The sequence below is a fragment of the Bacillus safensis genome (assembly GCF_039619585.1).
GTDB lineage: Bacteria > Bacillota > Bacilli > Bacillales > Bacillaceae > Bacillus > Bacillus safensis.
The window spans coordinates 1,074,952-1,098,752 of the sequence record NZ_CP154909.1 but is presented as its reverse complement, the minus strand read 5'-3'; the positions used below and the strand labels follow the sequence as shown (position 1 = coordinate 1,098,752).

At 41.0% G+C, this 23,801-nt stretch carries 25 protein-coding genes and 1 other annotated feature; of the genes, 3 read left to right on the top strand and 22 right to left on the bottom strand.

Annotation, left to right across the window (positions count from 1 at the left end):
- Positions 1 to 68: 68 nt before the first annotated feature.
- The 7 genes from AAYR28_RS05495 to AAYR28_RS05465 all read right to left on the bottom strand — a co-directional run bounded on the left by AAYR28_RS05495 (position 69) and on the right by AAYR28_RS05465 (position 6,810).
- Positions 69 to 647 carry a GNAT family N-acetyltransferase gene (locus tag AAYR28_RS05495; protein ID WP_034282062.1) on the bottom strand — a complete coding sequence of 193 codons (579 nt, stop codon included), beginning with the start codon at positions 645 to 647 and terminating at the stop codon, positions 69 to 71.
- A 137-nt stretch (positions 648 to 784) separates the two neighbouring features.
- Complete coding sequence (locus AAYR28_RS05490; RefSeq protein WP_034282065.1) at positions 785 to 1,072, bottom strand: hypothetical protein; 288 nt, start codon at positions 1,070 to 1,072, stop codon at positions 785 to 787.
- Positions 1,073 to 1,176: 104 nt separating this feature from the next.
- Positions 1,177 to 2,097, bottom strand: a complete 921-nt coding sequence (locus tag AAYR28_RS05485) for an ABC transporter ATP-binding protein (protein ID WP_024425041.1) — start codon at positions 2,095 to 2,097, stop codon at positions 1,177 to 1,179.
- Position 2,098: 1 nt separating this feature from the next.
- Entirely contained in the window at positions 2,099 to 3,178 is a 1,080-nt protein-coding gene (locus tag AAYR28_RS05480; RefSeq protein ID WP_024425042.1) for an ABC transporter ATP-binding protein, read from the bottom strand.
- Between the two features lie 12 nt (positions 3,179 to 3,190).
- Positions 3,191 to 4,108, bottom strand: coding sequence for an ABC transporter permease (locus tag AAYR28_RS05475; protein WP_024425043.1), 918 nt, complete (start codon positions 4,106 to 4,108; stop codon positions 3,191 to 3,193).
- A 3-nt stretch (positions 4,109 to 4,111) separates the two neighbouring features.
- Positions 4,112 to 5,056 (bottom strand): ABC transporter permease, encoded by a 945-nt coding sequence (locus AAYR28_RS05470; RefSeq protein WP_024425044.1) that lies wholly within the window; start codon positions 5,054 to 5,056, stop codon positions 4,112 to 4,114.
- Positions 5,057 to 5,172: 116 nt separating this feature from the next.
- On the bottom strand, positions 5,173 to 6,810 hold the full coding sequence (locus tag AAYR28_RS05465) for a peptide ABC transporter substrate-binding protein (protein WP_327828104.1): 1,638 nt from the start codon (positions 6,808 to 6,810) through the stop codon (positions 5,173 to 5,175).
- Positions 6,811 to 7,292: 482 nt separating this feature from the next.
- Positions 7,293 to 7,513 (top strand) — a binding site (T-box leader).
- A 53-nt stretch (positions 7,514 to 7,566) separates the two neighbouring features.
- Here AAYR28_RS05465 and trpS point away from each other — a divergent pair.
- Positions 7,567 to 8,562: a tryptophan--tRNA ligase gene (gene trpS, locus AAYR28_RS05460; protein WP_061109672.1), complete on the top strand. Its 996-nt coding sequence runs from the start codon at positions 7,567 to 7,569 to the stop codon at positions 8,560 to 8,562.
- Between the two features lie 35 nt (positions 8,563 to 8,597).
- On the opposite strand, the gene AAYR28_RS05455 is transcribed toward trpS, so the two are convergent.
- The 9 genes from AAYR28_RS05455 to AAYR28_RS05415 form a co-directional block, all read right to left on the bottom strand.
- Entirely contained in the window at positions 8,598 to 9,350 is a 753-nt protein-coding gene (locus tag AAYR28_RS05455; protein ID WP_024426484.1) for a YjbA family protein, read from the bottom strand.
- Between the two features lie 145 nt (positions 9,351 to 9,495).
- On the bottom strand, positions 9,496 to 10,395 hold the full coding sequence (opp4C, locus tag AAYR28_RS05450; protein WP_081124254.1) for an oligopeptide ABC transporter permease: 900 nt from the start codon (positions 10,393 to 10,395) through the stop codon (positions 9,496 to 9,498).
- A 33-nt stretch (positions 10,396 to 10,428) separates the two neighbouring features.
- Complete coding sequence (locus AAYR28_RS05445; RefSeq protein ID WP_046310552.1) at positions 10,429 to 11,379, bottom strand: ABC transporter permease; 951 nt, start codon at positions 11,377 to 11,379, stop codon at positions 10,429 to 10,431.
- A 227-nt stretch (positions 11,380 to 11,606) separates the two neighbouring features.
- On the bottom strand, positions 11,607 to 13,241 hold the full coding sequence (locus AAYR28_RS05440) for a peptide-binding protein (RefSeq protein WP_046310550.1): 1,635 nt from the start codon (positions 13,239 to 13,241) through the stop codon (positions 11,607 to 11,609).
- A gap of 85 nt (positions 13,242 to 13,326) precedes the next feature.
- A complete protein-coding gene (locus AAYR28_RS05435) occupies positions 13,327 to 14,349 on the bottom strand; it encodes an ABC transporter ATP-binding protein (protein ID WP_034282075.1) in 1,023 nt (340 codons plus the stop codon).
- Positions 14,346 to 15,326: an ABC transporter ATP-binding protein gene (locus tag AAYR28_RS05430; protein ID WP_034282076.1), complete on the bottom strand. Its 981-nt coding sequence runs from the start codon at positions 15,324 to 15,326 to the stop codon at positions 14,346 to 14,348. Before AAYR28_RS05430 ends, AAYR28_RS05435 begins: the two co-directional genes overlap by 4 nt.
- 149 nt (positions 15,327 to 15,475) lie before the next feature.
- Positions 15,476 to 16,279 carry a DUF2268 domain-containing protein gene (locus AAYR28_RS05425; protein WP_342496069.1) on the bottom strand — a complete coding sequence of 268 codons (804 nt, stop codon included), beginning with the start codon at positions 16,277 to 16,279 and terminating at the stop codon, positions 15,476 to 15,478.
- 77 nt (positions 16,280 to 16,356) lie between these two features.
- Complete coding sequence (gene fabF, locus AAYR28_RS05420) at positions 16,357 to 17,598, bottom strand: beta-ketoacyl-ACP synthase II (RefSeq protein WP_034282078.1); 1,242 nt, start codon at positions 17,596 to 17,598, stop codon at positions 16,357 to 16,359.
- Positions 17,599 to 17,619: 21 nt separating this feature from the next.
- On the bottom strand, positions 17,620 to 18,558 hold the full coding sequence (locus tag AAYR28_RS05415) for a beta-ketoacyl-ACP synthase III (RefSeq protein ID WP_034282079.1): 939 nt from the start codon (positions 18,556 to 18,558) through the stop codon (positions 17,620 to 17,622).
- Positions 18,559 to 18,729: 171 nt separating this feature from the next.
- Between AAYR28_RS05415 and AAYR28_RS05410 the strand changes: the two genes are divergently transcribed.
- Complete coding sequence (locus tag AAYR28_RS05410; RefSeq protein ID WP_034282082.1) at positions 18,730 to 18,963, top strand: hypothetical protein; 234 nt, start codon at positions 18,730 to 18,732, stop codon at positions 18,961 to 18,963.
- A 9-nt stretch (positions 18,964 to 18,972) separates the two neighbouring features.
- Here AAYR28_RS05410 and AAYR28_RS05405 read toward each other — a convergent pair whose 3' ends face one another.
- The 4 genes from AAYR28_RS05405 to AAYR28_RS05390 all read right to left on the bottom strand — a co-directional run bounded on the left by AAYR28_RS05405 (position 18,973) and on the right by AAYR28_RS05390 (position 21,626).
- Positions 18,973 to 19,170, bottom strand: coding sequence for a ComZ family protein (locus AAYR28_RS05405; RefSeq protein WP_034282083.1), 198 nt, complete (start codon positions 19,168 to 19,170; stop codon positions 18,973 to 18,975).
- Positions 19,171 to 19,182: 12 nt separating this feature from the next.
- On the bottom strand, positions 19,183 to 20,145 hold the full coding sequence (locus tag AAYR28_RS05400; protein WP_034282085.1) for a BMP family ABC transporter substrate-binding protein: 963 nt from the start codon (positions 20,143 to 20,145) through the stop codon (positions 19,183 to 19,185).
- Positions 20,146 to 20,236: 91 nt separating this feature from the next.
- The gene (locus AAYR28_RS05395) at positions 20,237 to 20,812 is read right to left on the bottom strand and encodes a nad binding enzyme (RefSeq protein WP_342496068.1); all 576 of its coding nucleotides are present in this window, start codon (positions 20,810 to 20,812) and stop codon (positions 20,237 to 20,239) included.
- A gap of 73 nt (positions 20,813 to 20,885) precedes the next feature.
- Complete coding sequence (locus AAYR28_RS05390; protein WP_024425057.1) at positions 20,886 to 21,626, bottom strand: hypothetical protein; 741 nt, start codon at positions 21,624 to 21,626, stop codon at positions 20,886 to 20,888.
- A 212-nt stretch (positions 21,627 to 21,838) separates the two neighbouring features.
- On the opposite strand from AAYR28_RS05390, the gene AAYR28_RS05385 reads away from it, so the two are divergent.
- Positions 21,839 to 22,033 (top strand): YjzD family protein, encoded by a 195-nt coding sequence (locus tag AAYR28_RS05385; RefSeq protein WP_003211779.1) that lies wholly within the window; start codon positions 21,839 to 21,841, stop codon positions 22,031 to 22,033.
- A gap of 112 nt (positions 22,034 to 22,145) precedes the next feature.
- Here AAYR28_RS05385 and AAYR28_RS05380 read toward each other — a convergent pair whose 3' ends face one another.
- Together AAYR28_RS05380 and AAYR28_RS05375 are read right to left on the bottom strand one after the other, a co-directional pair.
- On the bottom strand, positions 22,146 to 23,411 hold the full coding sequence (locus AAYR28_RS05380) for an MFS transporter (protein ID WP_041117120.1): 1,266 nt from the start codon (positions 23,409 to 23,411) through the stop codon (positions 22,146 to 22,148).
- A gap of 163 nt (positions 23,412 to 23,574) precedes the next feature.
- Positions 23,575 to 23,754, bottom strand: a complete 180-nt coding sequence (locus AAYR28_RS05375; protein ID WP_008348517.1) for a YjzC family protein — start codon at positions 23,752 to 23,754, stop codon at positions 23,575 to 23,577.
- Between the last annotated feature and the right edge of the window lie 47 nt (positions 23,755 to 23,801).

The window sequence follows — 23,801 nt, the reverse complement described above, 5'->3', positions numbered from 1 at the left end:
ATTTTTGTGACAAAAACTAGACAATTTCATTCATTTTGTCGTGCTGCTGGATGTCAGAACATTCTCATTTACTCGAGATGATCGAAAATATTTTTTTGCTTTCTATTTTCAATGATCTTCAATACATCATCAACATCCTCATACGATTGTCCATACCATTCTTCATCTTTATACGTATGGATTCGTTCATAAGTCTTCCTCATGGCTTCCATGATCTCTTCCTCATGATTTGTAAGAGGCGACCAATAAAGAATTTCCATGCGGTTCACTTCATTTGTTGCAAGTGACCTGCGTTTATAACCGATTGATTCTGCATGCTTGAAGTGCTCTCTTTGGTAAAACTTTAGGCGTTTTGCAGTATCTGCATCATCTTCATCTACAGGCTCGACCTCAAGCAAGATCGGTTTCTTTTTTTCCTTCAGCTTATGAATAAGCTTTGACCCGAGGCCTTCACCTCTTGCATCTTTGGAAACAAATAAATAATCAATAAAGATGAAAGAATCAAATTCGGCGTACATCATCACATGATGAGGTCCTTCCTCCTTATGATAAATATCACTTCTTTCCTTTAATAAAGCTTCCATATGCTCTTTTGACTTCATTTCTTCTATCGGGAAGTATTCACTGAGCTTTTCATACCAATTCATGGATCTGCTCCTTATGCTATAGTTAAGAACCACTTCCTTAGATATTCCCGATTTCCTGCTATTTAAACGCCTGTACTAGTAAGACGCAGCAAAGTCTTAAGTAGTTTCACTTTTTTTCAATTAACGCAAAAAAAGTTTTATAACGAACGATTCATGACGAGTTGAATACAGACAAACAGGATAATTGTCATCGCAATTTGAAGCATAATGAAATAAAGATATTTTACGCGCCATGCTTCTTGCTTCTGACCGCTTGTCTTTCGGTTAAGCATATATTCCATTGAAAAAGACACAATCCCAATGAGTACCATAAACGCGAGCATCCACTTTCCTCCGTTTGGTTTCCTGAAAAAAGACGTTGAAAAAAGCATGAATACAATGAGAACATGAAGCAATGAATAACGAAAGGTTTTCCAATTTAACATTTGATTTCCTCCGGTATCTGCTTGTACTTAACTAAAAGTTACCATCATCTTCTTTTTTTGTAAAATAAAAAAAGAAGCACTGACTTAGCAGTGCTTCTTCCTTCTTATGATTGTTTCGCCTGTAGCTCTTTGAATTCTTCCTCTGTGCAGCTCACAAAGTGACCTGGCTTCACTTCACGGAACTCGGTGTTTGTTCCTTTGTGAACAGATGGATCATACTTGATTCGTTTGCGGTTACGCTCATAATCAGGATCTGGAAGCGGAATCGCAGACAGCAATGATTTTGTATATGGATGAAGCGGGTTTTCGTATAATTCATTCGCTGGTGCCAGCTCAACCAATTTTCCAAAATACATCACACCGATACGATCGCTGATGTATTTTACCATGGACAAGTCATGGGCAATGAATAAGTACGTTAAACCTTTTTCCTCTTGAAGCTCTTTCAATAAATTGACGACCTGCGCTTGGATCGACACGTCTAATGCAGAGATTGGTTCATCGGCGATGATGAAATCCGGCTCTACTGCTAATGCACGTGCAATTCCGATTCGCTGTCTTTGACCGCCTGAGAATTCATGCGGGTATCTGTTCGCGTGCTCTTTGTTCAAGCCAACAGTTTCAAGTAATTGGTACACACGCTCTTTACGCGCCTGTTTTGTTTTTGCAAGGCCATGAATGTCGATGCCCTCTGCAATGATATCAAGCACTGTCATTCTAGGGTTGAGTGAAGCATATGGATCTTGGAAGATCATCTGCATTTGACGGTTGAACTCAAGCATTTTTTGTCTTGATTTCTTCCCGTGTACATTTTCTCCCTTATAAAGAACTTCACCATCTGTCGCATCATAAAGTCTAATGATCGAACGGCCCGTAGTGGATTTACCACAACCAGACTCACCTACAAGACCAAGCGTTTCACCTTTGTAAATATCAAATGAAACCCCATCAACTGCTTTCACAGTTCCTCTTGCTGTATGGAAATGCTGCTTCAAATTTTTGATTTCTAACAGTTTTTCTGCCATGCTATTCACCCTCTTTTACTAATACAGGTTTTTCGTAGCTACCTTCTAGTTCACGCATTCTCGCCTTTACAGAAGCAGGCGGTTCAACTTTAGGTGCATTCGGATGAAGTAGCCATGATTTCACATAATGCGTATCTGATACTTTGAACATTGGCGGTTCTTGTTCAAAGTCAATTTTCATTGCATAATCGCTGCGGAGTGCAAATGCATCTCCTTTCGGCGGGTTTGTCAGATCTGGCGGTGTTCCTGGAATGGCAGTCAGCTTTCCTTCATCTCCGCCATCTGTGTCAAGACTCGGCATGGATGCTAAAAGTCCCCATGTATACGGATGCTTTGGATTGTAGAAAATTTCATCGACAGTCCCTGTCTCCACAATCTGTCCTGCATACATAACAGCTACACGATCAGCGACGTTGGCAACAACACCTAGATCATGTGTAATAAAGATAATCGAAGTGTCAACCTTTTGCTGAATTTCTTTCATTAATTCTAAAATTTGTGCTTGAATTGTTACATCAAGTGCAGTCGTCGGCTCATCGGCAATCAGCAGCTTTGGATCTGCTGCAAGCGCCATGGCGATGACAACCCTTTGCCTCATCCCGCCACTAAATTCGTGCGGATATTGTTTAATTCTTTTTTCGGGCATTGGAATTCCAACGAGCTCCAATAGTTCAATGGCTCTTTTTTCAGCCGCTTCTTTTGAAATTTGTTCATGCTTGAACAGTACTTCTGTAATTTGTTTCCCGACTTTCATCGTTGGATTCAAAGACGTCATCGGATCTTGGAAGATCATTGAGATATCTTTTCCTCGAATGGTTTGCATTTGTTTTTCAGTTTTCTTGACAATATCTTGGCCGTCAAACAGGATCTGTCCGCGCTTGAAATAACCTGGCGGCATCGGAATTAATCTCATGATCGCTTGTGATGTCACACTTTTACCAGAGCCAGATTCACCTACAATAGCAAGTGTCTCGCCTTTATTTAAGTGGAAGTTCACACCACGAATGGCTTGAACCTCTCCACCATATGTTTTAAATGAGATTGCAAGGTCTTTCACCTCTAGAATACGTTCACGTTCCATCCTAATCACTCCTTATTTACGCAACTTCGGATCTAAAGCGTCTCTTAGTCCGTCTCCAACCACGTTAAAACCAAACATTGTAATACAGATAAATGCGGCTGGGAACCATAATCTCCAAGGGTAATACGTCATGGCTGGAATTCCGTCAGACGCCATTGTTCCCCAGCTCGCTAACGGAGCCGGTACACCAAGCCCTAGGTAGCTTAGGAATGCCTCTGTGAAGATAGCAGAAGGAATCGTTAATGTCATCGTCACAAGGATTGGTCCCATTGAGTTTGGAATTAAGTGTTTAAATAAAAGTCTAGATGTTTTCGCACCTAATGTTTGTGCTGCAAGAACGTATTCTTGACTCTTTAATTGTAAAACCTGTCCCCGAACAATACGTGCCATGTTAATCCAGCCTACGACTGTCATGGCGAGGATAATCGTTAATAATCCTTTTGGCAGAACAACCATCATTAAGATAACCATTAATAGTGTTGGAATTGCCCATAAAACGTCTGCGATACGCATCATCACTTCATCTGTACGGCCGCCTTTGAATGCAGCAATACTTCCCCAGATAATACCGATAATCACGTCAAGCACCGCTGCAGCAAGCCCGATAAAGATCGAAATTCTTGCCCCGACCCATGTACGGACAAACATGTCACGTCCTAAATCATCTGTACCAAACCAGTGTTCTTTTGAAGGCGGCTGGTCAGCATTCAGCAAATCAGTCGTAGAGTAATCGTATTTAGAAAACATCGGAACAAAGATGGCCAGCATCACGATAATAAAAATGATTGTAAGTCCAACCATTGCAAGTTTATTGGCACGGAAGCGAAGCATGGCATCCTTCCATAAAGATAGACTAGGTTTAGAAATTTTTTCAGATTCTGCTGCGTCAGCTGTCGCAGGCACAAATAAATCTTTTCTCATCTCTTCCATGTGTTAGACCCCTTTCTTCGCCTTCGTCAGTTTAATTCTAGGATCGATAATACCGTAGAGGACGTCAACGACTAGAATACTGATTAATAGAATAATACTGTAGAAGACTGTGACACCCATGATGACGGTGTAATCACGGTTTGTAATGCTTGTGACAAAGTGAGAGCCTAAGCCAGGAATACCAAAAATCTTCTCAACGACAAAACTACCTGTTAAAACTGAAGCAGCCATTGGTCCCATGTATGTGATAACAGGTAACAATGCGTTTCGGATGGCGTGTTTGATCGTCACAGCAGATTTTGTTAATCCTTTCGCTCTAGCCGTTCTAATGTAGTCACTATTTAGTACTTCAAGCATACTTGACCGTGCAAGTCTAGCGATAAATGCCATTGGCATGAAGGAAAGTGCAATAGAAGGTAGTACGGTGCTTGCCCAAGACTCCCATCCTGCAACTGGGAAGATCGCTATAATACTTGCCTCAGATGCAAATACATATTGTAGTAGCGCCGCTAAAATGAAACTTGGAACTGAAATTCCAAAGATCGTTAAAATGGCAATCGTATAGTCTTGCCACTTGTTATGATAGAGCGCTGCAAGGACCCCAAACAATACACCAAATGCTAATGCGAGGAGAATTGCCTCAATTCCGAGGGTAAAGGAAACGGGGAATCCAGAACTGATTAAGTCATTTACGGTTTGTCCTTTATATTTAAATGAGGGACCAAAATCTAATGTTGCAACTGAACCTAGGTAGTTTACATATTGAACAAATAAGGGCTTGTCCAATCCGTAGTGCTCGTTTAGGTTTGCTTCAATTTCAGCAGGAAGTTTCTTCTCACCAGAGAATGGACCACCAGGTGCTGCCTGCATGAGAAAGAAAGTTGCAGTTACAATAACAAACAGTGTGATTAAAATATATATTAATCGCTTACCGATATATTTAAGCAACGGAATTGCACCTCCATGATTTTACAACAATTTCTCTAATCAGCAAGAAAGGTATATGGAGAGACATCCTCCATATACCTTAAGATCCTTGCCGTAGATCTCTTACACTATTACTCTTACTTTTCGAAATGTGCCCATTTGTATTGAACATCACCTAGTCCAGATACAACTACACCTTTAAGTTTTGGATCTTGTACCCAAAGCTGAGTGTAGAAGTAAATTGGTGCTATAGGCATATCGTTGATGATGATTTCTTCTGCTTTTTTCAGCATTTCTTCACGCTTCGTTTTATCTGTTTCTTTTGCAGAATCATTCAACAATTGTTTGTACTCTTTGCTTTCCCATCCAGTGTCGTTGTTTCCGCCGTCTTTATCTTTGTAAAGCTCAAGGAAGTTCACTGGATCGTTGAAGTCACCTAACCAGCCCATACGTCCGATTTGGTAATCTCCGCTGTGGATTTTGTCGATGTATACGTTCCACTCAGAGTTATCAAGTTCAACTTTCACACCTAAATCTTTTTTCCACATTTCTTGAATTGCTTGTGCAATCTTTTGGTGGCCTTCATCTGTGTTGTAGGAAAGTTTCAATGTTGGAAGATCAGAAACAGACTTATAACCTAATTCTTTCGCACCTTTTTCAAGAAGCTTTTTAGCTGTATCTACATCGTGATCTTTGAAGTAGCCAGCTTTGTTATCTGTGAATCCTTCCATTGTTGGTGGAACGATTGCCATTGCTGGAACTTGTTCACCTTGCGTAATTTTGTCAACGATCGCTTGACGGTTGATTGAGTATGCAAGGGCCTTACGGATGTTTGCATTGTTTAAAGGTTTTACTTCTGTGTTGAATTTGTAGTTATAGATACCAGCGATCGTCTGGATTTTCAGACCGCCTTCTTTTTTCAATGTTTTTAAAGACTCAGTTGGAAGGCTTCCAGTTGGAGAACCAGCCCAGTCAAGCTCGCCTTTTTTGAACATGCTAAGCTCAGTGTTTGTATCTTTGATCATAGACATGTTGATTTTTTTCAATTTCACAGTATCTTTATCCCAGTATTCATTGTTCTTTTCAAGCGTGATAGAACCGCCATGTTTCCATTTAGAAAGAACGAATGGTCCGTTAGATACGTAGTTTTCACCAGCATTTGTGTACCAGTTTTTATTCTTTTCAGCCACTTTTTTGTTGACTGGCATATAAGTATAGAATGCAGTTAGTTCAGTAAAAAACGGTGTTGGGTTTTCTAGCTCAACTACAAGCGTTTTGTCGTCTTTAGCTTTAATGCCAACATCAGCAACTTTCGCTTTCCCTTTGTTAGCTGCTTCAGCACCTTTAATATAGTAAAGCTGGTAAGCATATTGAGATTCATTTTTAGGATCTAATGCCCATTTCCAAGCATATTCGAAATCTTCTGCTTTTACAGGGTCGCCATTAGACCATTTTGCATCACGAAGTGTGAATGTATAAGTTTTACCATCAGCACTTGTTTTGATATCAGAAGCCATTGCATTTTCTGGCTTTCCTTCAGCGTTAATTCTTGTTAACCCTTCAAAAGTCTGACGGATGACACTACCTGAAGTTGAATCATTTGCCAATCCCGGATGTAGAGAAAAAGGCTCAGTGGAGATATTCACATTTAATGTTGTTTTAGCCTCTCCAGAACTGCTCGTGCTGTCGCCTGATTTGTTTCCGCTGAAACCACAAGCGCTTAATACAAGTGTGAAAATAAGCATTAAAGTAACAACAGACCAACGCTTTTTCAACTGTATTCCCCCTTATAATATGTTTTTAGTTCAAAGGTCTCGATAGAAGATGAGATTCAGATTTAAGAAATAGCGTAAAAAAGTCCCTGAATAGCTTACTTTCTATTTCTTTTGTTTTTTCTGAATTTTCACTATGTAAAGAGCCTAGCACAAACGTGTGAACAAATTCATTATAATGAATAGAATAATTTATTGCAATATCAATTTCATATATTTTTTAAAAACGTAAATGGGGATAAAGAGGGATTTTTATAAACTAAAGTCTCAATCACTTCAACAAATTAAAGCGTAAATTGATTAAAATAATTTAACAAATTCAGCAGGAATAATGTTTTATACATATAATTAATCATCCTTTTTTAAAAAATTCTGACAGATATTTGTTATTTTATCTAAAATTTTAAGTGTCAATAGGCATGATGAGAAGGTCACATAAGGGCTTCGTGACTTTTTCATGGTCATCCTTTATAATAGATAGACATATTGTTGCGATGAAAAAGAAGAGTACATATATTCACCATTTACAGAGAATCTGCGGCCGGTGTGAGCAGATAATGGCATGTATGGAATGGGCTTTGGAGCAGCTAACCGAACACTTCTAAAAAAGTGAGTAGGCTTAGACGGAGCAGTCTCCGTTATCAACGTCTTGAGTGATTTCTATGTGAAATAACAAGGGTGGTACCACGGTTCATTCGTCCCTTTTCTGTTGAAAAGTGATGGGTGGGCCTTTTTATATTGAAGAAAAGAGGTTTTAGTATGACAAAGAAGACAATTTTTTCAGGCATTCAGCCGAGCGGTTCTGTCACGTTAGGGAACTATATTGGAGCAATGAAGCAATTTGTTGATTTGCAGCATGACTATAATGGCTATTTTTGTGTCGTGGATCAACATGCGATTACAGTGAGTCAGGACCGATTAGCTCTCCGCCAAAATATTAGAAGCTTAGCAGCTCTTTATTTAGCTGTTGGTCTTGATCCAGAGAAAGCGACATTGTTTATCCAATCAGAGGTACCTGCTCACGCCCAGGCAGGATGGATGCTTCAATGTGTTGCTTATATTGGGGAATTAGAAAGAATGACCCAATTTAAGGACAAATCCGCTGGTAAAGAAGCAGTTGTTTCAGGCCTATTAACGTATCCCCCATTAATGGCTGGCGATATCTTATTATATGGTACTGATTTAGTCCCTGTTGGAGAAGACCAAAAGCAGCATCTTGAATTGACTAGAACGCTCGCTGAACGCTTTAACCGAAAGTACAATGACATCTTCACTGTGCCTGAAGTGAAAATTCCAAAAGAAGGCGCACGAATTATGTCTTTAACAGATCCAACGAAAAAAATGAGCAAATCCGATCCGAACCAAAAATCTTTCATTACCTTATTAGATGAACCAAAGCAGCTTGAAAAGAAAATTAAAAGTGCTGTGACGGATTCAGAAGGCATCGTGAGGTATGACAAAGAGAACAAGCCTGGAATTGCCAACTTGCTGACGATTTATTCTGTTTTAGGCAACATATCGATTGCTGAGCTGGAGCAAAAGTACGAAGGCAAAGGATATGGTGAGTTTAAAGGAGATCTTGCGAACGTTGTCATTGATGCTTTAAAACCAATTCAAGATCGATACTACGAACTCATTGAATCAGACGAGCTTGACCGCATTCTAGACGAAGGTGCTGAAAAAGCAAACCGCGCAGCAAACAAAATGCTGAAAAAAATGGAGAATGCGATGGGTCTTGGCAGAAAACGCAAATAAAAAAAGCTTGCAGCACGACTCGCTGCAAGCTTTTTCTAATTTACTTTTGATTCGTTTTCCATTTCCCAAAGCTTTTCGAAAAAAGGCTGTCCTTTAATCATTTTTTCACAGAAGGCTAAATGATTCTCTGACCACCCATCAATCGTTTCATTGTAAAGCATGTTCCAAATCTCTTCGAAAGACATTCGTTTGATTTGGTTGTACATGCGCGGGTTCCATTCCGTATACCAATACGCAATCTCCGCCCTGTTTTTGAGCCCTTTTAATTGATCGAGCGCCATAAACATCAGCTGTTTCAGCTGTCTTTCTTTTCTCGTTAATCCGCTGATATGCTGCGGCGGCAGTGATAGAATGTGATACTCTTTCGTCGATTCAAGGCTGTCCTTAGAAAATTCATATTCCTCTGCCTTCACATCTTTCACCATTTCATACACCAATTGCTCCTGCCTTGGAATCAAGCGGCTTTTTCTCACAGGTATGGAATACCCTATCGTATCTACAGCAATGATTCGAATTCCGTCGGTGACTACAAAGCAATACTCTAATTTACGGCGTTCATGATTTTTTCGAATATATGATTTCTCAAATACAGACTCTAGCAGCGTCTTCGGCAGCTCTGAAAGATCATTCTCTATGTAATCAAACAAAGGGCTCTGCACCTTAAGTAAAGGCACTTGATCTAACAGTTCAACACTGTCCTCCTTACGCCACTCATGAAAATGACACACATTGTAGCCATTCTCTTCCCCTTCAAACCAATTCACCCATACGTCATGAAGAAATAACATAACCAATCCCTCACTTTATAAAAACTGTTGTCCACAGTATGGGCAAGGGATAGAGAAATTATTCCAACTTTATCAAAACTTCAAGCTGAGAATGATGAGCTTCATGTCTTTCTTTCGTTCAGGAAACGCAGAGCCCCTTTAAACTTTACTTCAGCTTTTTAGGATCAAGCGCATCTCTCAGCCCATCTCCTAAAAAATTAAAACATAAAACAGTCAGCAAAATGAATAAACCTGGGAAAAGCGGGTACCACCAAGCTTGCACCATAATCGAGAAATTTTGTGCATCTTGCAGCATGTTGCCCCAGCTTGCCGTTGGCGGCTGAATACCAAAGCCAAGGTAGCTGAGCGTTGATTCAGCTAAAATGACGGAGCCTACTTTTAATGTAGCTGATACAATAATAGGACCGATACAGTTCGGTAAAATATGCGAAAAGATGATGACATGATTTTTCGTTCCAATGGTTCTCGCCGCGAGGACGAATTCTCTTGTTCGAAGTGATAAGAATTCACTGCGGATGAGTCTGGCCGTTGTTGTCCAGCCTGTCAAAGCAAAGATTAAAATCAATTTATCAATGCCCGGTTTGAAAATGGTGACGAGCGTAATCAATAGAAAAATGTCTGGAATCGACAACACGACATCTACAAACCTCATTAACAAAGAATCAACAAACCCTTTGAAATACCCCGCAACCGCACCAACGACGGTGCCAATGGTGATCGCACCGACCACCGAGACAAAACCAACCAATAAAGAGACCCGCGCGCCATATAGCACCCTTGAGAATATATCGCGGCCAAACTTGTCAGTACCCATAAAATGCTCAGCACTTGGCGGCTGGAGCCGCTTCAATAAATCTTGATGCTCTGGTGCATATGGAGCGATCACTGGAGCGAAAATGGCAGAAAAGATAATGATCAATAAGATCACGGAGCCGGCAACCGCCAATTTATTTTTGAAAAATTTCTCGCAAAACAAACGCAGCATCGTCTCTGGCTTTGGCGGAAGGCCCTCCTTTAATTTGATATCAACAGGAGGTGTTCCCATATTAGGCTGTGCCAATTGTGCTTCAGCTCCCTTCTAATATTCAATACGCGGATCAACGATCGCATATAAAATATCCGCTATTAAATTTCCAACCACCACAAGCACTGCGGAAATAACGGTCATTGCCATAATGACCGGATAATCTCTCGAAAAGGCAGAATCAATGAACAGCTTTCCAAGTCCAGGCCAGGTGAAGATTTGTTCCACCACGACTGCGCCGCCAATAAAAGATGGTATCATTAATCCGAAAATCGTTATGACAGGCATAAGACCGTTTCTTAAACCATGCTTAAAAATGACTTTGTTTTCTCTAAAGCCTTTCGCTCTTGCTGTGCGGATGTAATCCTGCCTCATGACATCAAGCATACTCGACCTTGTGTACCGGGTCAGCCCTGCCATATCAGCCGTTGCTAAAACAAAGGCAGGTAAAATGATATGATGAAGCCGGTCTAACACATTAAAATCGGCATTCAAGGTAGAAACTCCGCCAGTTGGAAACCAACCTAGGTTCACGGATAAAACCATAATGAGGATGAGACCAAACCAAAAGTTTGGAATAGCCAGTCCGATAAAAGATGTAACCGTAATGCCATAGTCAAGCTTTGTATATGGACGTTTTGCTGAAAGAACACCAAATGGGATGGCGATCAGCAGGGCAACTATTGTAGAAAAGATCATGAGGATGAGGGTATTTGGCAGCCGGGCAAAAATCAAATCAGCCACGGGTGTTCCCTTTTTGACAATGGATGTGCCAAAGTCACCTTGTAGCATATTGCCAAGCCATTTCATATATTGCACATATTCAGGATCGTTCAAGCCGTACTTATCAATAAAGGCTTCCCGGTCTGCCGCACTAATAGTAGGATCCATCATGAGTGACATCGGATCGCCTGGTGCTGCTTTCATAATGGCAAAGGACAAAATGGTAATCCCCAATAAGATGGGAATCGAGAGCAATGTCCTTCTAATGATATATGTAACCATATGCACAACTCCTTTTTCATCGGATCGCCATTCTGTGAAAAAAAGGCCAAAATGATGTTATTTTAGCCTTTTGTCTTCTTTTCAGCGTGATCTGAAAACCCTTGAATTCTCGTGCTGATGCGGAGCGAACGAAGTGATCTTTTTAGCACCCGCGCAGAGAACTGACACCGAATGCAAGGGATTGTTCTCACGGTGAAAGGGGAGAATCCCCCTTCTTCACTATCAGCCTACTGTTCAAGCCACCATTTTTCGATTTTGTAATACTCATCTTTCGGGTGGTAAGAGTAGCCTTGGAGATTAGATGGCATAGCGCGATGTGAATTGGCATAGTAGAGGAACGTATACGGCTGATCCTCTGCGATCAGTTTATAAATTTTTTCATATGCCTTTGAATAATCTTTTCGATCGCTTAAGTTTTTAGCATCGACTAACAGCTTATCGACCTCTTTATTTTTATACCAGATGTTATTTAAGCCTTTTTCAGACTGGCTTGAGTGGAATATGCTGAATTGATCAGGGAATGTCGCAAGGCTCCAGCCGAGCAGCAGCGCATCATAATCCCACTTAGGCGGTGTCGTCTGCTCAATGAGTGCACTGAATTCCACAATTTGCGGCTTCGCTTCCACACCGATTTCTTTGAGCTGCTGCTGGACAACGACAGCGATATCTTCACGAACTTTATTTCCTTGGTTGGTCTTTATGACAAAGGAGAATTTCTTGCCATCCTTATCAAGATAGCCGTCTCCATCTGTATCCTCCCAGCCCTCTTCTTTCAGCATCTTTTTCGCTTTTTCTTGATCAAATTCAAACACTGGCACACTTTCATCCTTTGGATAGTTCCAGGACAGCGGACTTTCTGGAATATTGGCTACTTTGCCGTCTCCATCTAGCACTTGGTCAACAATCGTTTGACGATCAATAGCATGTGTCAGCGCTTGGCGGACCTTTTTACTTTTAAAGAGTTCATTTTTCTGGTTCCAGCCAATGTATGAATAATTGAGTCCTAGATCAGATTCAATTTTAATGTTGCTCACTTTTTCAGCTGTTTGCAGCTCGGAGCCTGGTACAGCAAAGAAATCAATATCTCCTGCTGACAGCTGGGCAATCGCTGCATTCTGATCAGGAATGGTTTTAATTGTGACAGTATCAAGGTAAGGACGTCCATCCCAATAATCGTCAAAGGCTTCTAGTTTGACGTAGTCTCCTTCTTTCCATTCTGCAAATTTAAATGGACCAGAACCGATTGGTTTTTTTCGGTTAAATTCGTTTTCACCGAGATCTTTTATAGGCACATCACCTAAAATATGCTTAGGTAAAATACCGTAGCTTCCTAGTGTGACATTATAAAAATACGGATCTTTTTTATTGAGCTTGAATTCGATCGAGTAGTCCCCTGTCTTTTTAACAGACTCTAAAACTTCAAAGCCTGATCCGCGCTCCCCGTTGTAGTCCTTATTGATTGGAATGCTGTATGTAAACACAACATCGTCAGCAGTCAGTTCTTCACCATCATGAAACTTCACACCTTTTTTAATGGTGACATCAAACTGCTTGCCGTCATCAGATTCTTTAATATCCTCTGCCAGCGATAGCTGAGGGTTGAGCTTTCCGTCTGTTTGAAGTAAGAAGCTGTAGATTCTTTCCTCAATATCAGAGCTTGCCACATCTGTAGAATACAGCGAGTTAAATAATGTTGGCTCTGCAATTGAACCGATGACAAGATCGCCGCCTTGTACCGGTTTACCTGTGGATTTCTTTCCACTGTCTCCAGACGTTTTATTTCCACCAGAACAAGCAGCAAGGATTAATGTAAAAATCAGCAGTAAACTGACCAAAATGGACTTTCTATTTCTACCTTTCATAGACAATTCCCCCTATTCTTTTTTAAAAATAATGATCGAATCCTGTTTCATCCCCCCTCTCAAAGATGAGATCATACAAGCTTGATCAAGCGTTGTAGAGGTGGCAGGCAACAAAGTGGTTCGTTTTTAATTCCTGAAATGCTGGTACTTTTTCTTTACAGATTTCTTTCGCGTGCGGGCATCTTGTGTGAAATACGCAGCCTTTTGGCGGATTTGCAGGACTCGGCAGATCGCCTTGGAGCATAATGCGTTCTCTTTTCGTCTGCCCTTTTTTACGGGTGACAGGAACGGAAGAAAGCAGAGCCTGTGTATACGGATGGAGCGGGTCATCGTACAGACTATGCTTATCGGCAAGCTCCATCATTTTGCCGAGATACATGACGCCGACTCTATCGCTAATATGCCTGACCACACTTAAATCGTGAGAGATAAATAGATAGGTAAGGTCAAATTCCTCCTGAAGCTCCTCCATCAGATTAATAACCTGCGCCTGAATAGATACATCAAGTGCTGATACAGGCTCATCTGCGATGATCATGTCGGGATTCATGGCAAGCGCACGAGCGATGCCGATCCGCTGCCTCTGCCCGCCTGAAAATTCATGGGGATAGCGGTTCGCAAAGCTTGGATGAAGACCTACCTTTGATAAAAGCTGTTCTACTTTTTCATTTCTTTCTTTTAAGGAATATAAGTGATGTGTTTTGTAGGGTTCTTTGATGATGCTTCGAAGTGTTTTTCTAGGGTTGAGTGATGCAAAGGGATCTTGAAAAACCATTTGGATGTTTTTTCGTGTAGATTGTCTTAGCTTTGACTCTGATACGCGCGTGATGTCTTGCCCTTTAAAAAAGATTTGACCGTCAGTTGGTTCGTATAGGCGGATCATTGTCCGGCCTAGTGTAGATTTCCCGCATCCTGACTCCCCGACAATACCTAACGTTTCACCTTTATAAATCTTCAAGTCTATGCCGTCAACAGCTTTCACTGCACCGACTTTCTTTTGAAAGACGCCCGCTTTAATCGGAAAATGTTTTCGAATCTGTTTCAGTTCAAGGATCGTTTCTTTCTCTGGTAATTCCGTTATTTGTGTTTGATTTTGAGCAAGGGTCATGTGTGGTCTGCCTCCTCATATAAGAAACATCTGACGCTTCTGCCATTTTCAAATGTTCTCAGCTTAGGCAGTTCTCCCAGGCAGCGTTCCTTCACTTGCGGACATCTAGGAGCAAAGCGGCAGCCGGCTGGAAGCTGATCTGGCGCAGGAACATTCCCTTTGATGGCTGTTAACGGCTGTATGTCTCCGTCAATGACAGGAATCGATTCAAGCAGCCCTTCTGTGTAAGGATGAAGCGGCTGTTCAAACAACTCTTCAACAGTTCCATTTTCAACAACCTGTCCGCAGTACATGACAATCACTCGATCTGCCACTTCAGACACGACACCTAAATCATGTGTGATAAGAAGAATAGATGTACCAAAGGTAGAGCATAAATCTTTCATTAATGTGAGTACCTGTGCTTGAATGGTCACATCCAGGGCAGTTGTCGGTTCATCTGCAATGAGAAGCTTCGGGTCACAGCTTAACGCTATGGCAATCATCACTCTTTGCCGCATGCCGCCTGATAAACGATGCGGATAATCTTTCATGATTTGCTCCGGGCGGGAAAAACCAACAAGCTTCAGCAGATCAACCGCTTTTTTGACCGCTTCTTTTTTTGAAAGTTTTTTGTGATAGATGAGGATTTCTGTTATTTGTTCTCCGATGGTTAAGACGGGATTAAGTGAGGTCATGGGTTCCTGAAAGATCATAGATACATCATTACCGCGGATGCTGCATAATTCCTTTTCACTATATGTAACAAGGTCCTTTCCATCAAGTTTAATGGAACCGTCCATAATTTTCCCACCCGTTCCATGAATCAGACCCATAATGGATAAGGACGTAATGCTTTTGCCAGACCCAGACTCACCGACTAATGCGACAGTTTCTCCTCTGTTGATGCTGAAATCAACGCCATCCACAGCAGGTATCGGTTCCTTTTTTCGAAAAAAATATGTTTTTAAGTTTTGCACTTCAAGCAGCGTGCTCATTCATTCGCCCCTTTCTCCTTAGATCAATAGAATCGAACCTGAATATTCTGTATTTTAAAAATAAAAAGAATTATTTGTATATTATTACATCGCTATGACGAAATCAAGAAGTATTTAGTAAATTTGTAATATGTCTCTTTTTATGTGAATTATTCACTTTGTGATTCTATCGCCTTTAAAAAGGTTTCTGCTGGCTCTGCAATCATCGACTCCTCGCTGATTCGGTGCTCATTGAAATATTTTTTCACAATATAAAACCCGGTAGCGTAACCAAGCATTTTAGGGTAGTTCCCTTTTCCATAAAGAAGATTCTGTATCAGCCTTTCGTCGTCCTGGACTCTTTGATCAAGATGACTGGATACCCATTTCTTGTACATACGCTGAAGCTGTTCTTCGCTATAGAAGGTGGTCCATTTCGCTGTATAGTTTTCTCCATATCTATGATACACAGCATATTCAGCGAGCCCCTCCATCATGATTGTATCGAGGAATGTAAAGTCTTTTTCTTCTTTTGAGAGAAAATGCAGCCTGCATACATGGTGATATTCGTGAGTCAGCAATGTACCGATTCGCTCCTTCGGGGTATTTGGAGACAAAAAAAGAAAGACCTTGTCATCAAATGCCATGCCGGATTGATAATAAAATTGCTCTCTGATTTCTCTGCTGCTCTCGTTGACAGGTAAAATAAACACAGGAATGTCTGGACCTTCCCACTGCTTTTGAAGCGTTTGATATTCTTTCATGACAAGCTTGAAATACCCTTTTTCCTTGAGCTTGTCGATCATGTTTTTGCACGAGCTCCAAGACCGAACCATCCCGTGATGCTGCAGGTGAGCGAGGATAGACGACCATTCTTTTTCCTCGACCCCTTTAAAATAAGGAACAAAGCGCGCTGCAAGCTCCTGAAATGATGATGATTGATGAATGAGATATTGTGTATTGATCAGACCCATACCGCTGAACACCTCCATTTTCATCATATGCAAAAAAGCGGCGATCTGTTTATCGACCGCCGCTTTCTCAGAAAGTATTACGCTTCGTATTTTTTGAAAATAATTGTCGCATTATGCCCGCCAAAACCAAGTGAGTTACTTAAAGCCACTTGTACTTCTTTTGAACGTGCTTCATTTGCTACATAATCAAGATCACATTCTTCATCCGGTGTTTCAAGATTAATGGTTGGAGGAAGGACGCTGTCTTTAATCGCAAGAACAGAGAAAATGGCTTCTACTCCGCCTGCTGCGCCAAGTAAGTGACCTGTCATTGATTTTGTCGAACTGATCGCAAGCTGGTTCGCATGCTCTCCGAATACTTCTTTAATCGCCATTGTTTCAAATTTATCATTGTAAGGTGTGCTTGTACCGTGGGCATTGATATAATCAATATCTTCCACAGACAACCCTGCATCTCGAATCGCTTCTTTCATTGCACGGACGCCGCCTTCTCCATTTGGAGCTGGTGCTGTAATATGGTAGGCATCTCCAGTTGAACCATAACCAACGATTTCTGCATAAATGGTCGCACCACGTTTTAAGGCATGCTCAAGTTCTTCAAGAACAATAATCCCTGCACCCTCACCCATGACAAATCCGTCACGGTTTTTGTCGAACGGACGGCTTGCTGTCTTTGGATCAGGATTTGTCGAAAGGGCTTTGTTCGCACAGAAACCTGCAAACGACATTTTTGTTAATGGCGCTTCTGTTCCGCCTGTGATCATTGCATCTGCATCTCCGCGCTGAATAACTTTAAATGCATCACCAATCGAGTTTGTTCCTGTTGCACATGCTGTCACCGTACAAGAGTTAACCCCTTTTGCGCCAAGTGCAATAGAGATTTGGCCTGTCGCCATATCAGGAATCATCATTGGGACGAAGAATGGACTGACGCGTCTTGCCCCTTTATTTGAATACACTTCGAACTGCTCTTCAAATGTTTCAAGCCCGCCAATACCAGACCCAACCCATACACCAACACGCGGTGCGATTTCATCTGTGATTTCAAGACGTGAATCTTCCAGCGCTTTTTGAGCTGCAACGACTGCATATTGTGTGAAGCGTGCCATTTTTCGCGCTTCTTTTTTCTCCATGTAATCTTCAATGTTAAAATCTTTTAGTTCTGCCGCTACTTTTGCGGTATATTCACTTGAATCGACACGTGTAATCGGTCCAACCCCTGATACACCCGCTAAAGCATTTTTCCATGTTGACTCTACATCGTTGCCAAGAGGTGTCAAAGCACCTAATCCTGTAACAACTACTCGTTTCTTATCCATTAATTTGTGCACCCCACTCTTTTATCGGCCCCATCGCATAGCGATTGCGCCCCAAGTTAATCCGCCACCAAAACCAACCATTACAATCACATCGCCGTCATGAATTTTTCCGGCTTCGATTTCTTCACATAGTGAAATTGGAATGGATGCTGCTGATGTGTTTCCGTATTTATGAACCGTCTTCGACATTTTTTCAACTGGAAGCTCTAAGCGTTCGCGTGCTGCTTCCATAATGCGAATATTTGCTTGATGCGGGATCAAGAAATCAACGTCTTCTTTTGATAGTCCAGCTTTTTCAATGACATTTACACTTGACTCTCCCATTTGTCTTACAGCAAATTTAAATACTTCTCGTCCATTCATGATTGTATGATCTTTTTCATCTAAGTACAAGTGCTTCCCGCCGCTTCCATCTGCTCCAAGTTCAAATGATAGAATTCCTTTGCCTTCGCTGACTTCTCCCAGCACAGCAGCTCCAGCTCCATCTCCAAACAAAACAGCAGTATTACGGTCATCCCAGTCTGTAATGCGAGAAAGCTTTTCTACACCGACAACAAGCACGTGTTTGTAAGTTCCTGATTCGATAAATTGTTTTCCAGTAACAAGCCCATACATAAAGCCAGCACACGCAGCGCTAATATCCATTGCACATGCTTTATGTGCACCGAGCTGCTCTTGAATCATGCAAGCAACTGTCGGAAATGCTTGATCTGGCGTGACTGTCGCCACAAGAATCATATCGATATCTTCTGCAGCCACATCTGCGGCAGCTAATGCTTTTTTTGCAGCAGCAAGCGCCATATGAGATGTATTGACATCATCAGATGCAATTCTTCTTTCTTCTATACCTGTTCTAGTACGAATCCACTCGTCAGAAGTTTCAACCATTTTTTCTAAATCATGATTTGTTAATACTTTTTCAGGTATATAGCGGCCAAGGCCAATAATTCCAGCATTCATTGAATAAGACTCCTTTTACTCATACGAGCATGTGATATTGTGATCTTATATTAGTATCTGGTACTAATTTTACCTTATTTTTTTCTTCTTGGCAATACAAACGTCTAACCTTTCCTCTCACTTTTTTCATAGATTAATGATATATACCAATAGTAGAAAGGAACATGTGATATGGCACAAAAAGATATTTTCTCAGCAATGATGTTTGGACAGCCGATTGAGAAGGAGAAAAGCAAGACAGAGGCAAAGGAGGAACGTGCGGAGACATCTTCAAGTGAGGACTCAATTGACTACATGCATGTCATGAATCAAATTGGGAACATTATGAACTCCATCGATGAGCTGAAGCCTGTGTTTAAAGATGTTGGCCCTATGATTAGTGCCTTCAAGAAAAAATTATCATAAAAAAAGCCACTATTCTGTGGCTTTTTCTGATTCTGCATCTGCTTTTCCAAGCTCGTATGCTTCCTGCATGACAGATGTAAATAATGTTAGAAGCGGCTGAAGTGCTTCAGGGTCAAGCTGAATCCCTGCTTTATCTAACTCTTCCTTCGCCTGCGGAAAATACTTCATGGCAATTTGTAAAAATTCCATCGATTTTTCGTGCTGCATGTCGTCGTCTCCTCACTTTTCATTTGGCAGTTTTCCGGTTTTTTTGTAAGACGCAATATCACTTTCAATGTCTTTCACAAAAGCGTCGTCAATGGTGGAGCTAAATTTCCCCATCTCGACCACTCCTTCTTTAAAATCAAAGGAGTACTCATCTTGTTCATTTAGCTTGCCTTCATTAAACTTCTTTGCAATGATACTGTACGCCTTATCAACATGCTGTACAGTGCTCGTTAAAACTGTATGGCTGCCGAGGTTGGATTGATCGGTGACGTATCCGATCGCTGATAAATTATCGGCTTTGATTTGTTCAATGACAGGGATATTATAACCATCACCTGCTGGATACACAACATCAACGCCCTGCTTTTTTAATTTTTGATAGAGCTCCACCGCTTTGTCAGCATCATCCCAGTTTTCGACAAACTCTGCTAATACTTGTACATGTTCATCTTGATATTTTGCTCCTTTGATAAAGCCGTCTACTTCACTTTGCCAATCATATGTAGCAAGAATACCAATCTTTTTTGTTTTTGACATATGTGCAGCTGTCATGCCTCCGAAAAAGCCCATCGCTTCACCTTTAAACGTCACGTTTGTGACATTGCCCGCCTGAGGCTTGTTTCCATTGACCGTAATAAATTGTATGTTTGGATAATCTTCACTGATCAAGTTAAAAATTTCACTGTATTCATTGCCATGGCCAATAATTAAATTGACTCCTTTTTTATGGAATTCTTCAATGGCATCAACGATTTTCTCCTTGTCGACCATTCCTTCCTTATAATAAACATCTACACCAAATGTTGATTGGATACTTAATAAGCCTTTATAACCTTTCGTTCCCCAAACTTGATCATTGATCGTATCGGGGACGAGTAAACCCACCTTCTCAATTTTTCCTTTTAAAGGCGCCTGCGAGCAGGCAGTTAATAGAAGAAGGAACGAAAAGATCATGACAAGCCGCTGGTACTTCATGCCATGTTCAACTCCCTTTTGCAACATGCAGTGATGAACCTGTATGTTAAATATAGGTTTATTTTATACTGAAAAAAGATAAGATGGAAGATCATTCTTGCTTTTTGTCGAAAAATGTTGAGTTTTGTCTTTTCCATTCTGCAATCATGTCTTCTGCTTGTTTGTCATCTGTTTGGCTTTCTACCTTCAATTCATACGTCATGTCCTGTCTTTGACCTGTGTCCGAAGCCCATTGTAACAATTCCTTTGCCACATCTTCTACAAAAAGTGAATCTGCACGCTTTGTTTGATCTTCATTGAGTGTCCATGGTCCGAACATGCGAGGAAGAATAACTGCCGGCACATCCTGTTTCACTGATTCATTTTCAGGTTTTTCATAAAGAATCTGGTACATGCCATGCTCTGCTTTGATGTCTTTCTGCCTGTTATGCGGTTCCTCTGATTGAATAAAAATGAGGTCATACGTGTCTTTGCTATCCTGAAGGTCAATGACACGAACGAGATCATTTCTGCCCAGCCACATCATCCGCTCTTCTAACAGTGCCTTTTGTTCTTCTTTAAGATCATGAGGACGCGTGATATCCACTTGAATGCCCTCTTTCATCATATATTCACAAAGTGTCAGGCCAAAAAACTCATCTGCCCCTATGATCAGTCCTGTTTCCATGTTCACGTCCCCTTTTTTAATATCGAATAAAAAGAAGAGCCCTTTCTATGAAGGGCTGTTATCATCCTATTCATCACAATTCTCTTTCATGCGATTTATAAAACTTGTGAATGGATTGAAAGATTCTTCTCGGATGATCAAACATATGCAGCGTGAGATCGACCTGACAATGTTCTGGATTTTTCATATGCTGATCAATAAAAGGCTTTGCGTGAAGTTCATATGCATAAGGTGCGCCGTTTAGCCTTTGCCATATATGAATCGGTACATGAGCAGAATGAACAGGACAAGAAGGCAGTGGATACGTTTCAGCTTCCTTTTCAGAACAGCCATAGCTCTCTGCTAACTCTTTGAGCAGCTGCTTATAAAAGAATTTGTGTTCCTTTTCTCTTTCTCGTTGTGCATCCAGATTCAGACATGGATTCACCATCGCAATGGACCTTAGTACTTCAGGCATCTCCTCAGCAAGGCTCATAGCAACAAGTGCACCCATTCCCTCTGCGAGCACATGAATTTCCCGGTTTAATATTTCTTGTTTTAGTGTGTGATGCACGAGCTGCTTGGCACTAAAAACAGCATCTTCGCATCCCCAGTGATTCCCATGAAGATGACTATTAAACAATGTATATCCTTCATCCTTTAAGGCAGTTAAAAGCTGGTTTCTTCCATAATGCTGAAGCCAGAATGATGTATTTTCCTGCACAAAGTGATTTCGGTCACCGAGGATTAGAATGCCAAAGCCATTTGGTTTTTGAGGAAGGTGAATGATGTTCCACTGGGAACCAAGCTGGAAAAAACGTTCGCTTACACCCATATGGCCAGCCTCCTTTCAGTGATTCTGCTTTCTATGATATGAACAACAACTCTTGTAGGAATAAGGAAATCCCCTAAAGACAGAAGAATTCTTTTTATTTTTATAGCAGAAGGTCTTAAAATGGTCACATAAAGGCGGAAAACAGTCTTTTCCCTTCACTTGCATCTATGGTATGATAATCAATAGATTGTTACATAAAGGACGGTGGGATTATGCATTATATTATCACCCTCATTTGGACTTTTCTGCTGACACATATGGCTGGTTACATCGTTGCCTCTATGAATGGAGCTGCTTATGATTTTACGCTCACTTCCATTCTTGCAGTTGTGTTTACGGTTATTTTATTCATCTTTGCTGAAGTAAGTCCAATGAAAGAAACGGAAAGTTCAACAAAACATTCTTAATATGACTTGTGAAAAAGAGCTAAATTGATGTTTAGCTCTTTTTTCTTTCTTTTCAGAGTGATTGCGGCACGCTAAAACCCCCTGCCTTAAACATACAGGGGGTTTTTATTGTTTATACCTCGACGGTTTCGGACTTCTGTTTGTCTTGAGTCAAATGGCTTTTCGCAAGCCCTGTAAACAGGAAGATCGCGATACCTGATAAAATTTCAAGGATTCCTCCGCCAGCAATGACAGGTCCCGCTCCAAATCTTTCTGCCAGGACGCCTGATACGACAGCTGCAAGCGGGAGAAAGACATTTGATGAGGCATTGATCACAGCATATACTTGCGGCTGATCCTCTTGGTCAACAGATGTTTGAATAATGACCATTTCCGGCACATTGATCGCACTGACAGCAGCTCCGAAAATAAAGGAAGCAAGCAGAACAACCGGCAGCCATGTACTCATCCCTGTCATAAAGAATGCAGCCCCTTCAATCATGCCAGCGACAATAAAGAACAAACCAAATCTCTTAATTTTCACCTTTGCCAGAGCAAAGCCCATCATAAACGCGCCAACTGCGGCAACACCTCTTAAAATGGAATACACCATGGAGTCGCTTTGCAGCGCTTCTGCTACGTATACCGCTGACAGTGCCTGCCACGGAGCTGCTGCGACATTCATTAAGATACAATACAGCGTGAGCGCAAATAAAATGTGATGGTTTTTGACAACGAGAAACCCTCTTTTTAAGTTATACAAATATGTATTCTTCGCTTGTTTAATGCCCGCTGCTTTTTCTTCATCGGTTTTCTTTAGTTTGACCCCGATAATAAACAGACCAGAAATCACAAATAAAGCAGTGGTGATCAGCAGAGTATCTGCAGGTCCAATTAATTTAACCAAAAGACCAGCTACCATGACTGCTGCAAGTGCAACAATCTCAAAAGAAGATTGCAGGATTGCATTTGCTTTTTGAATGAGATGCTTTGGAACAATCTGCGGTAAGATCGCCACCGAAGCTGGATTATATGCTGCACCTGTTGCCGATTGAATAACCATTAATGAAATCAATAACCATAGAGGCAATAGATGCGAAAAGTGCAGAAGTGGAATAATGAGTACAATTGTTGCTCGAACAACATCTGAAGCGAACATCCATTTAGACAAATGGTGCTTTTTCATAAGAGGTCCTAAAATTGGGGCTAACAAAGATGAAGGGAGAACCGTTACTGCTAGAAGAAGTCCTGTACCGAGCGCTCCATCCCCTCTTAAAATCAATAGCCAAAGGACGGATGTAAAAGCAAAACTTTCCCCTGTGTTTTTAATGAGTCTTGATATGAATAATGAGGTGAAGCGTTTATTCCAAACACTTTCACTGAGATTCATCTTTTCCATCACACAAATCCTTTCAACAATATATTACATATTTTACCTTAAGTTCTCTTTTTTTCATACTATTTATTTGAAAATTTGAACTTAATTGTTTTTTATTATAAAGAAAAAAGAGGCATGACACATGCCTCTAAAGTCTTATTCCTGCTGACTCTTAGTCAATTGCTTACGGCTTTCTTTGGTAGGTCCAAACACGATTATGGTTCGAGTTATCAGGAAAGACGTCGCCTGCTTTAAGCTTAATCTTTAAAGGATCTTTCACCATACTGCCAGTTTCACCGATCTCGATATACACACCATTATTCGGTGCTTTATTCCCTGATTTAAACTGATGCTGCTGACCCATTTTCATCCTCCTTTCTCGATTGATGTTATTATGTCCCGTCCCTTGCC

What these genes read in the sequence shown, in the direction of transcription:
- AAYR28_RS05390 (WP_024425057.1), bottom strand. Translation starts at nt 21,626, where the DNA reads ATGGGTGTAAGCGAACGTTTTTTCCAGCTTGGTTCCCAGTGGAACATC.
- AAYR28_RS05490 (WP_034282065.1), bottom strand. Translation starts at nt 1,072, where the DNA reads ATGTTAAATTGGAAAACCTTTCGTTATTCATTGCTTCATGTTCTCATT.
- AAYR28_RS05415 (WP_034282079.1), bottom strand. Translation starts at nt 18,558, where the DNA reads ATGAATGCTGGAATTATTGGCCTTGGCCGCTATATACCTGAAAAAGTA.
- AAYR28_RS05440 (WP_046310550.1), bottom strand. Translation starts at nt 13,241, where the DNA reads ATGAAAGGTAGAAATAGAAAGTCCATTTTGGTCAGTTTACTGCTGATT.
- AAYR28_RS05395 (WP_342496068.1), bottom strand. Translation starts at nt 20,812, where the DNA reads ATGGAAACAGGACTGATCATAGGGGCAGATGAGTTTTTTGGCCTGACA.
- AAYR28_RS05410 (WP_034282082.1), top strand. Translation starts at nt 18,730, where the DNA reads ATGGCACAAAAAGATATTTTCTCAGCAATGATGTTTGGACAGCCGATT.
- trpS (WP_061109672.1), top strand. Translation starts at nt 7,567, where the DNA reads ATGACAAAGAAGACAATTTTTTCAGGCATTCAGCCGAGCGGTTCTGTC.
- AAYR28_RS05435 (WP_034282075.1), bottom strand. Translation starts at nt 14,349, where the DNA reads ATGACCCTTGCTCAAAATCAAACACAAATAACGGAATTACCAGAGAAA.
- opp4C (WP_081124254.1), bottom strand. Translation starts at nt 10,395, where the DNA reads ATGGGAACACCTCCTGTTGATATCAAATTAAAGGAGGGCCTTCCGCCA.
- AAYR28_RS05430 (WP_034282076.1), bottom strand. Translation starts at nt 15,326, where the DNA reads ATGAGCACGCTGCTTGAAGTGCAAAACTTAAAAACATATTTTTTTCGA.
- AAYR28_RS05405 (WP_034282083.1), bottom strand. Translation starts at nt 19,170, where the DNA reads ATGCAGCACGAAAAATCGATGGAATTTTTACAAATTGCCATGAAGTAT.
- AAYR28_RS05445 (WP_046310552.1), bottom strand. Translation starts at nt 11,379, where the DNA reads ATGGTTACATATATCATTAGAAGGACATTGCTCTCGATTCCCATCTTA.
- AAYR28_RS05385 (WP_003211779.1), top strand. Translation starts at nt 21,839, where the DNA reads ATGCATTATATTATCACCCTCATTTGGACTTTTCTGCTGACACATATG.
- AAYR28_RS05425 (WP_342496069.1), bottom strand. Translation starts at nt 16,279, where the DNA reads ATGGGTCTGATCAATACACAATATCTCATTCATCAATCATCATCATTT.
- AAYR28_RS05455 (WP_024426484.1), bottom strand. Translation starts at nt 9,350, where the DNA reads ATGTTATTTCTTCATGACGTATGGGTGAATTGGTTTGAAGGGGAAGAG.
- AAYR28_RS05400 (WP_034282085.1), bottom strand. Translation starts at nt 20,145, where the DNA reads ATGAAGTACCAGCGGCTTGTCATGATCTTTTCGTTCCTTCTTCTATTA.
- fabF (WP_034282078.1), bottom strand. Translation starts at nt 17,598, where the DNA reads ATGGATAAGAAACGAGTAGTTGTTACAGGATTAGGTGCTTTGACACCT.
- AAYR28_RS05485 (WP_024425041.1), bottom strand. Translation starts at nt 2,097, where the DNA reads ATGGCAGAAAAACTGTTAGAAATCAAAAATTTGAAGCAGCATTTCCAT.
- AAYR28_RS05480 (WP_024425042.1), bottom strand. Translation starts at nt 3,178, where the DNA reads ATGGAACGTGAACGTATTCTAGAGGTGAAAGACCTTGCAATCTCATTT.
- AAYR28_RS05495 (WP_034282062.1), bottom strand. Translation starts at nt 647, where the DNA reads ATGAATTGGTATGAAAAGCTCAGTGAATACTTCCCGATAGAAGAAATG.
- AAYR28_RS05380 (WP_041117120.1), bottom strand. Translation starts at nt 23,411, where the DNA reads ATGGAAAAGATGAATCTCAGTGAAAGTGTTTGGAATAAACGCTTCACC.
- AAYR28_RS05375 (WP_008348517.1), bottom strand. Translation starts at nt 23,754, where the DNA reads ATGGGTCAGCAGCATCAGTTTAAATCAGGGAATAAAGCACCGAATAAT.
- AAYR28_RS05475 (WP_024425043.1), bottom strand. Translation starts at nt 4,108, where the DNA reads ATGGAAGAGATGAGAAAAGATTTATTTGTGCCTGCGACAGCTGACGCA.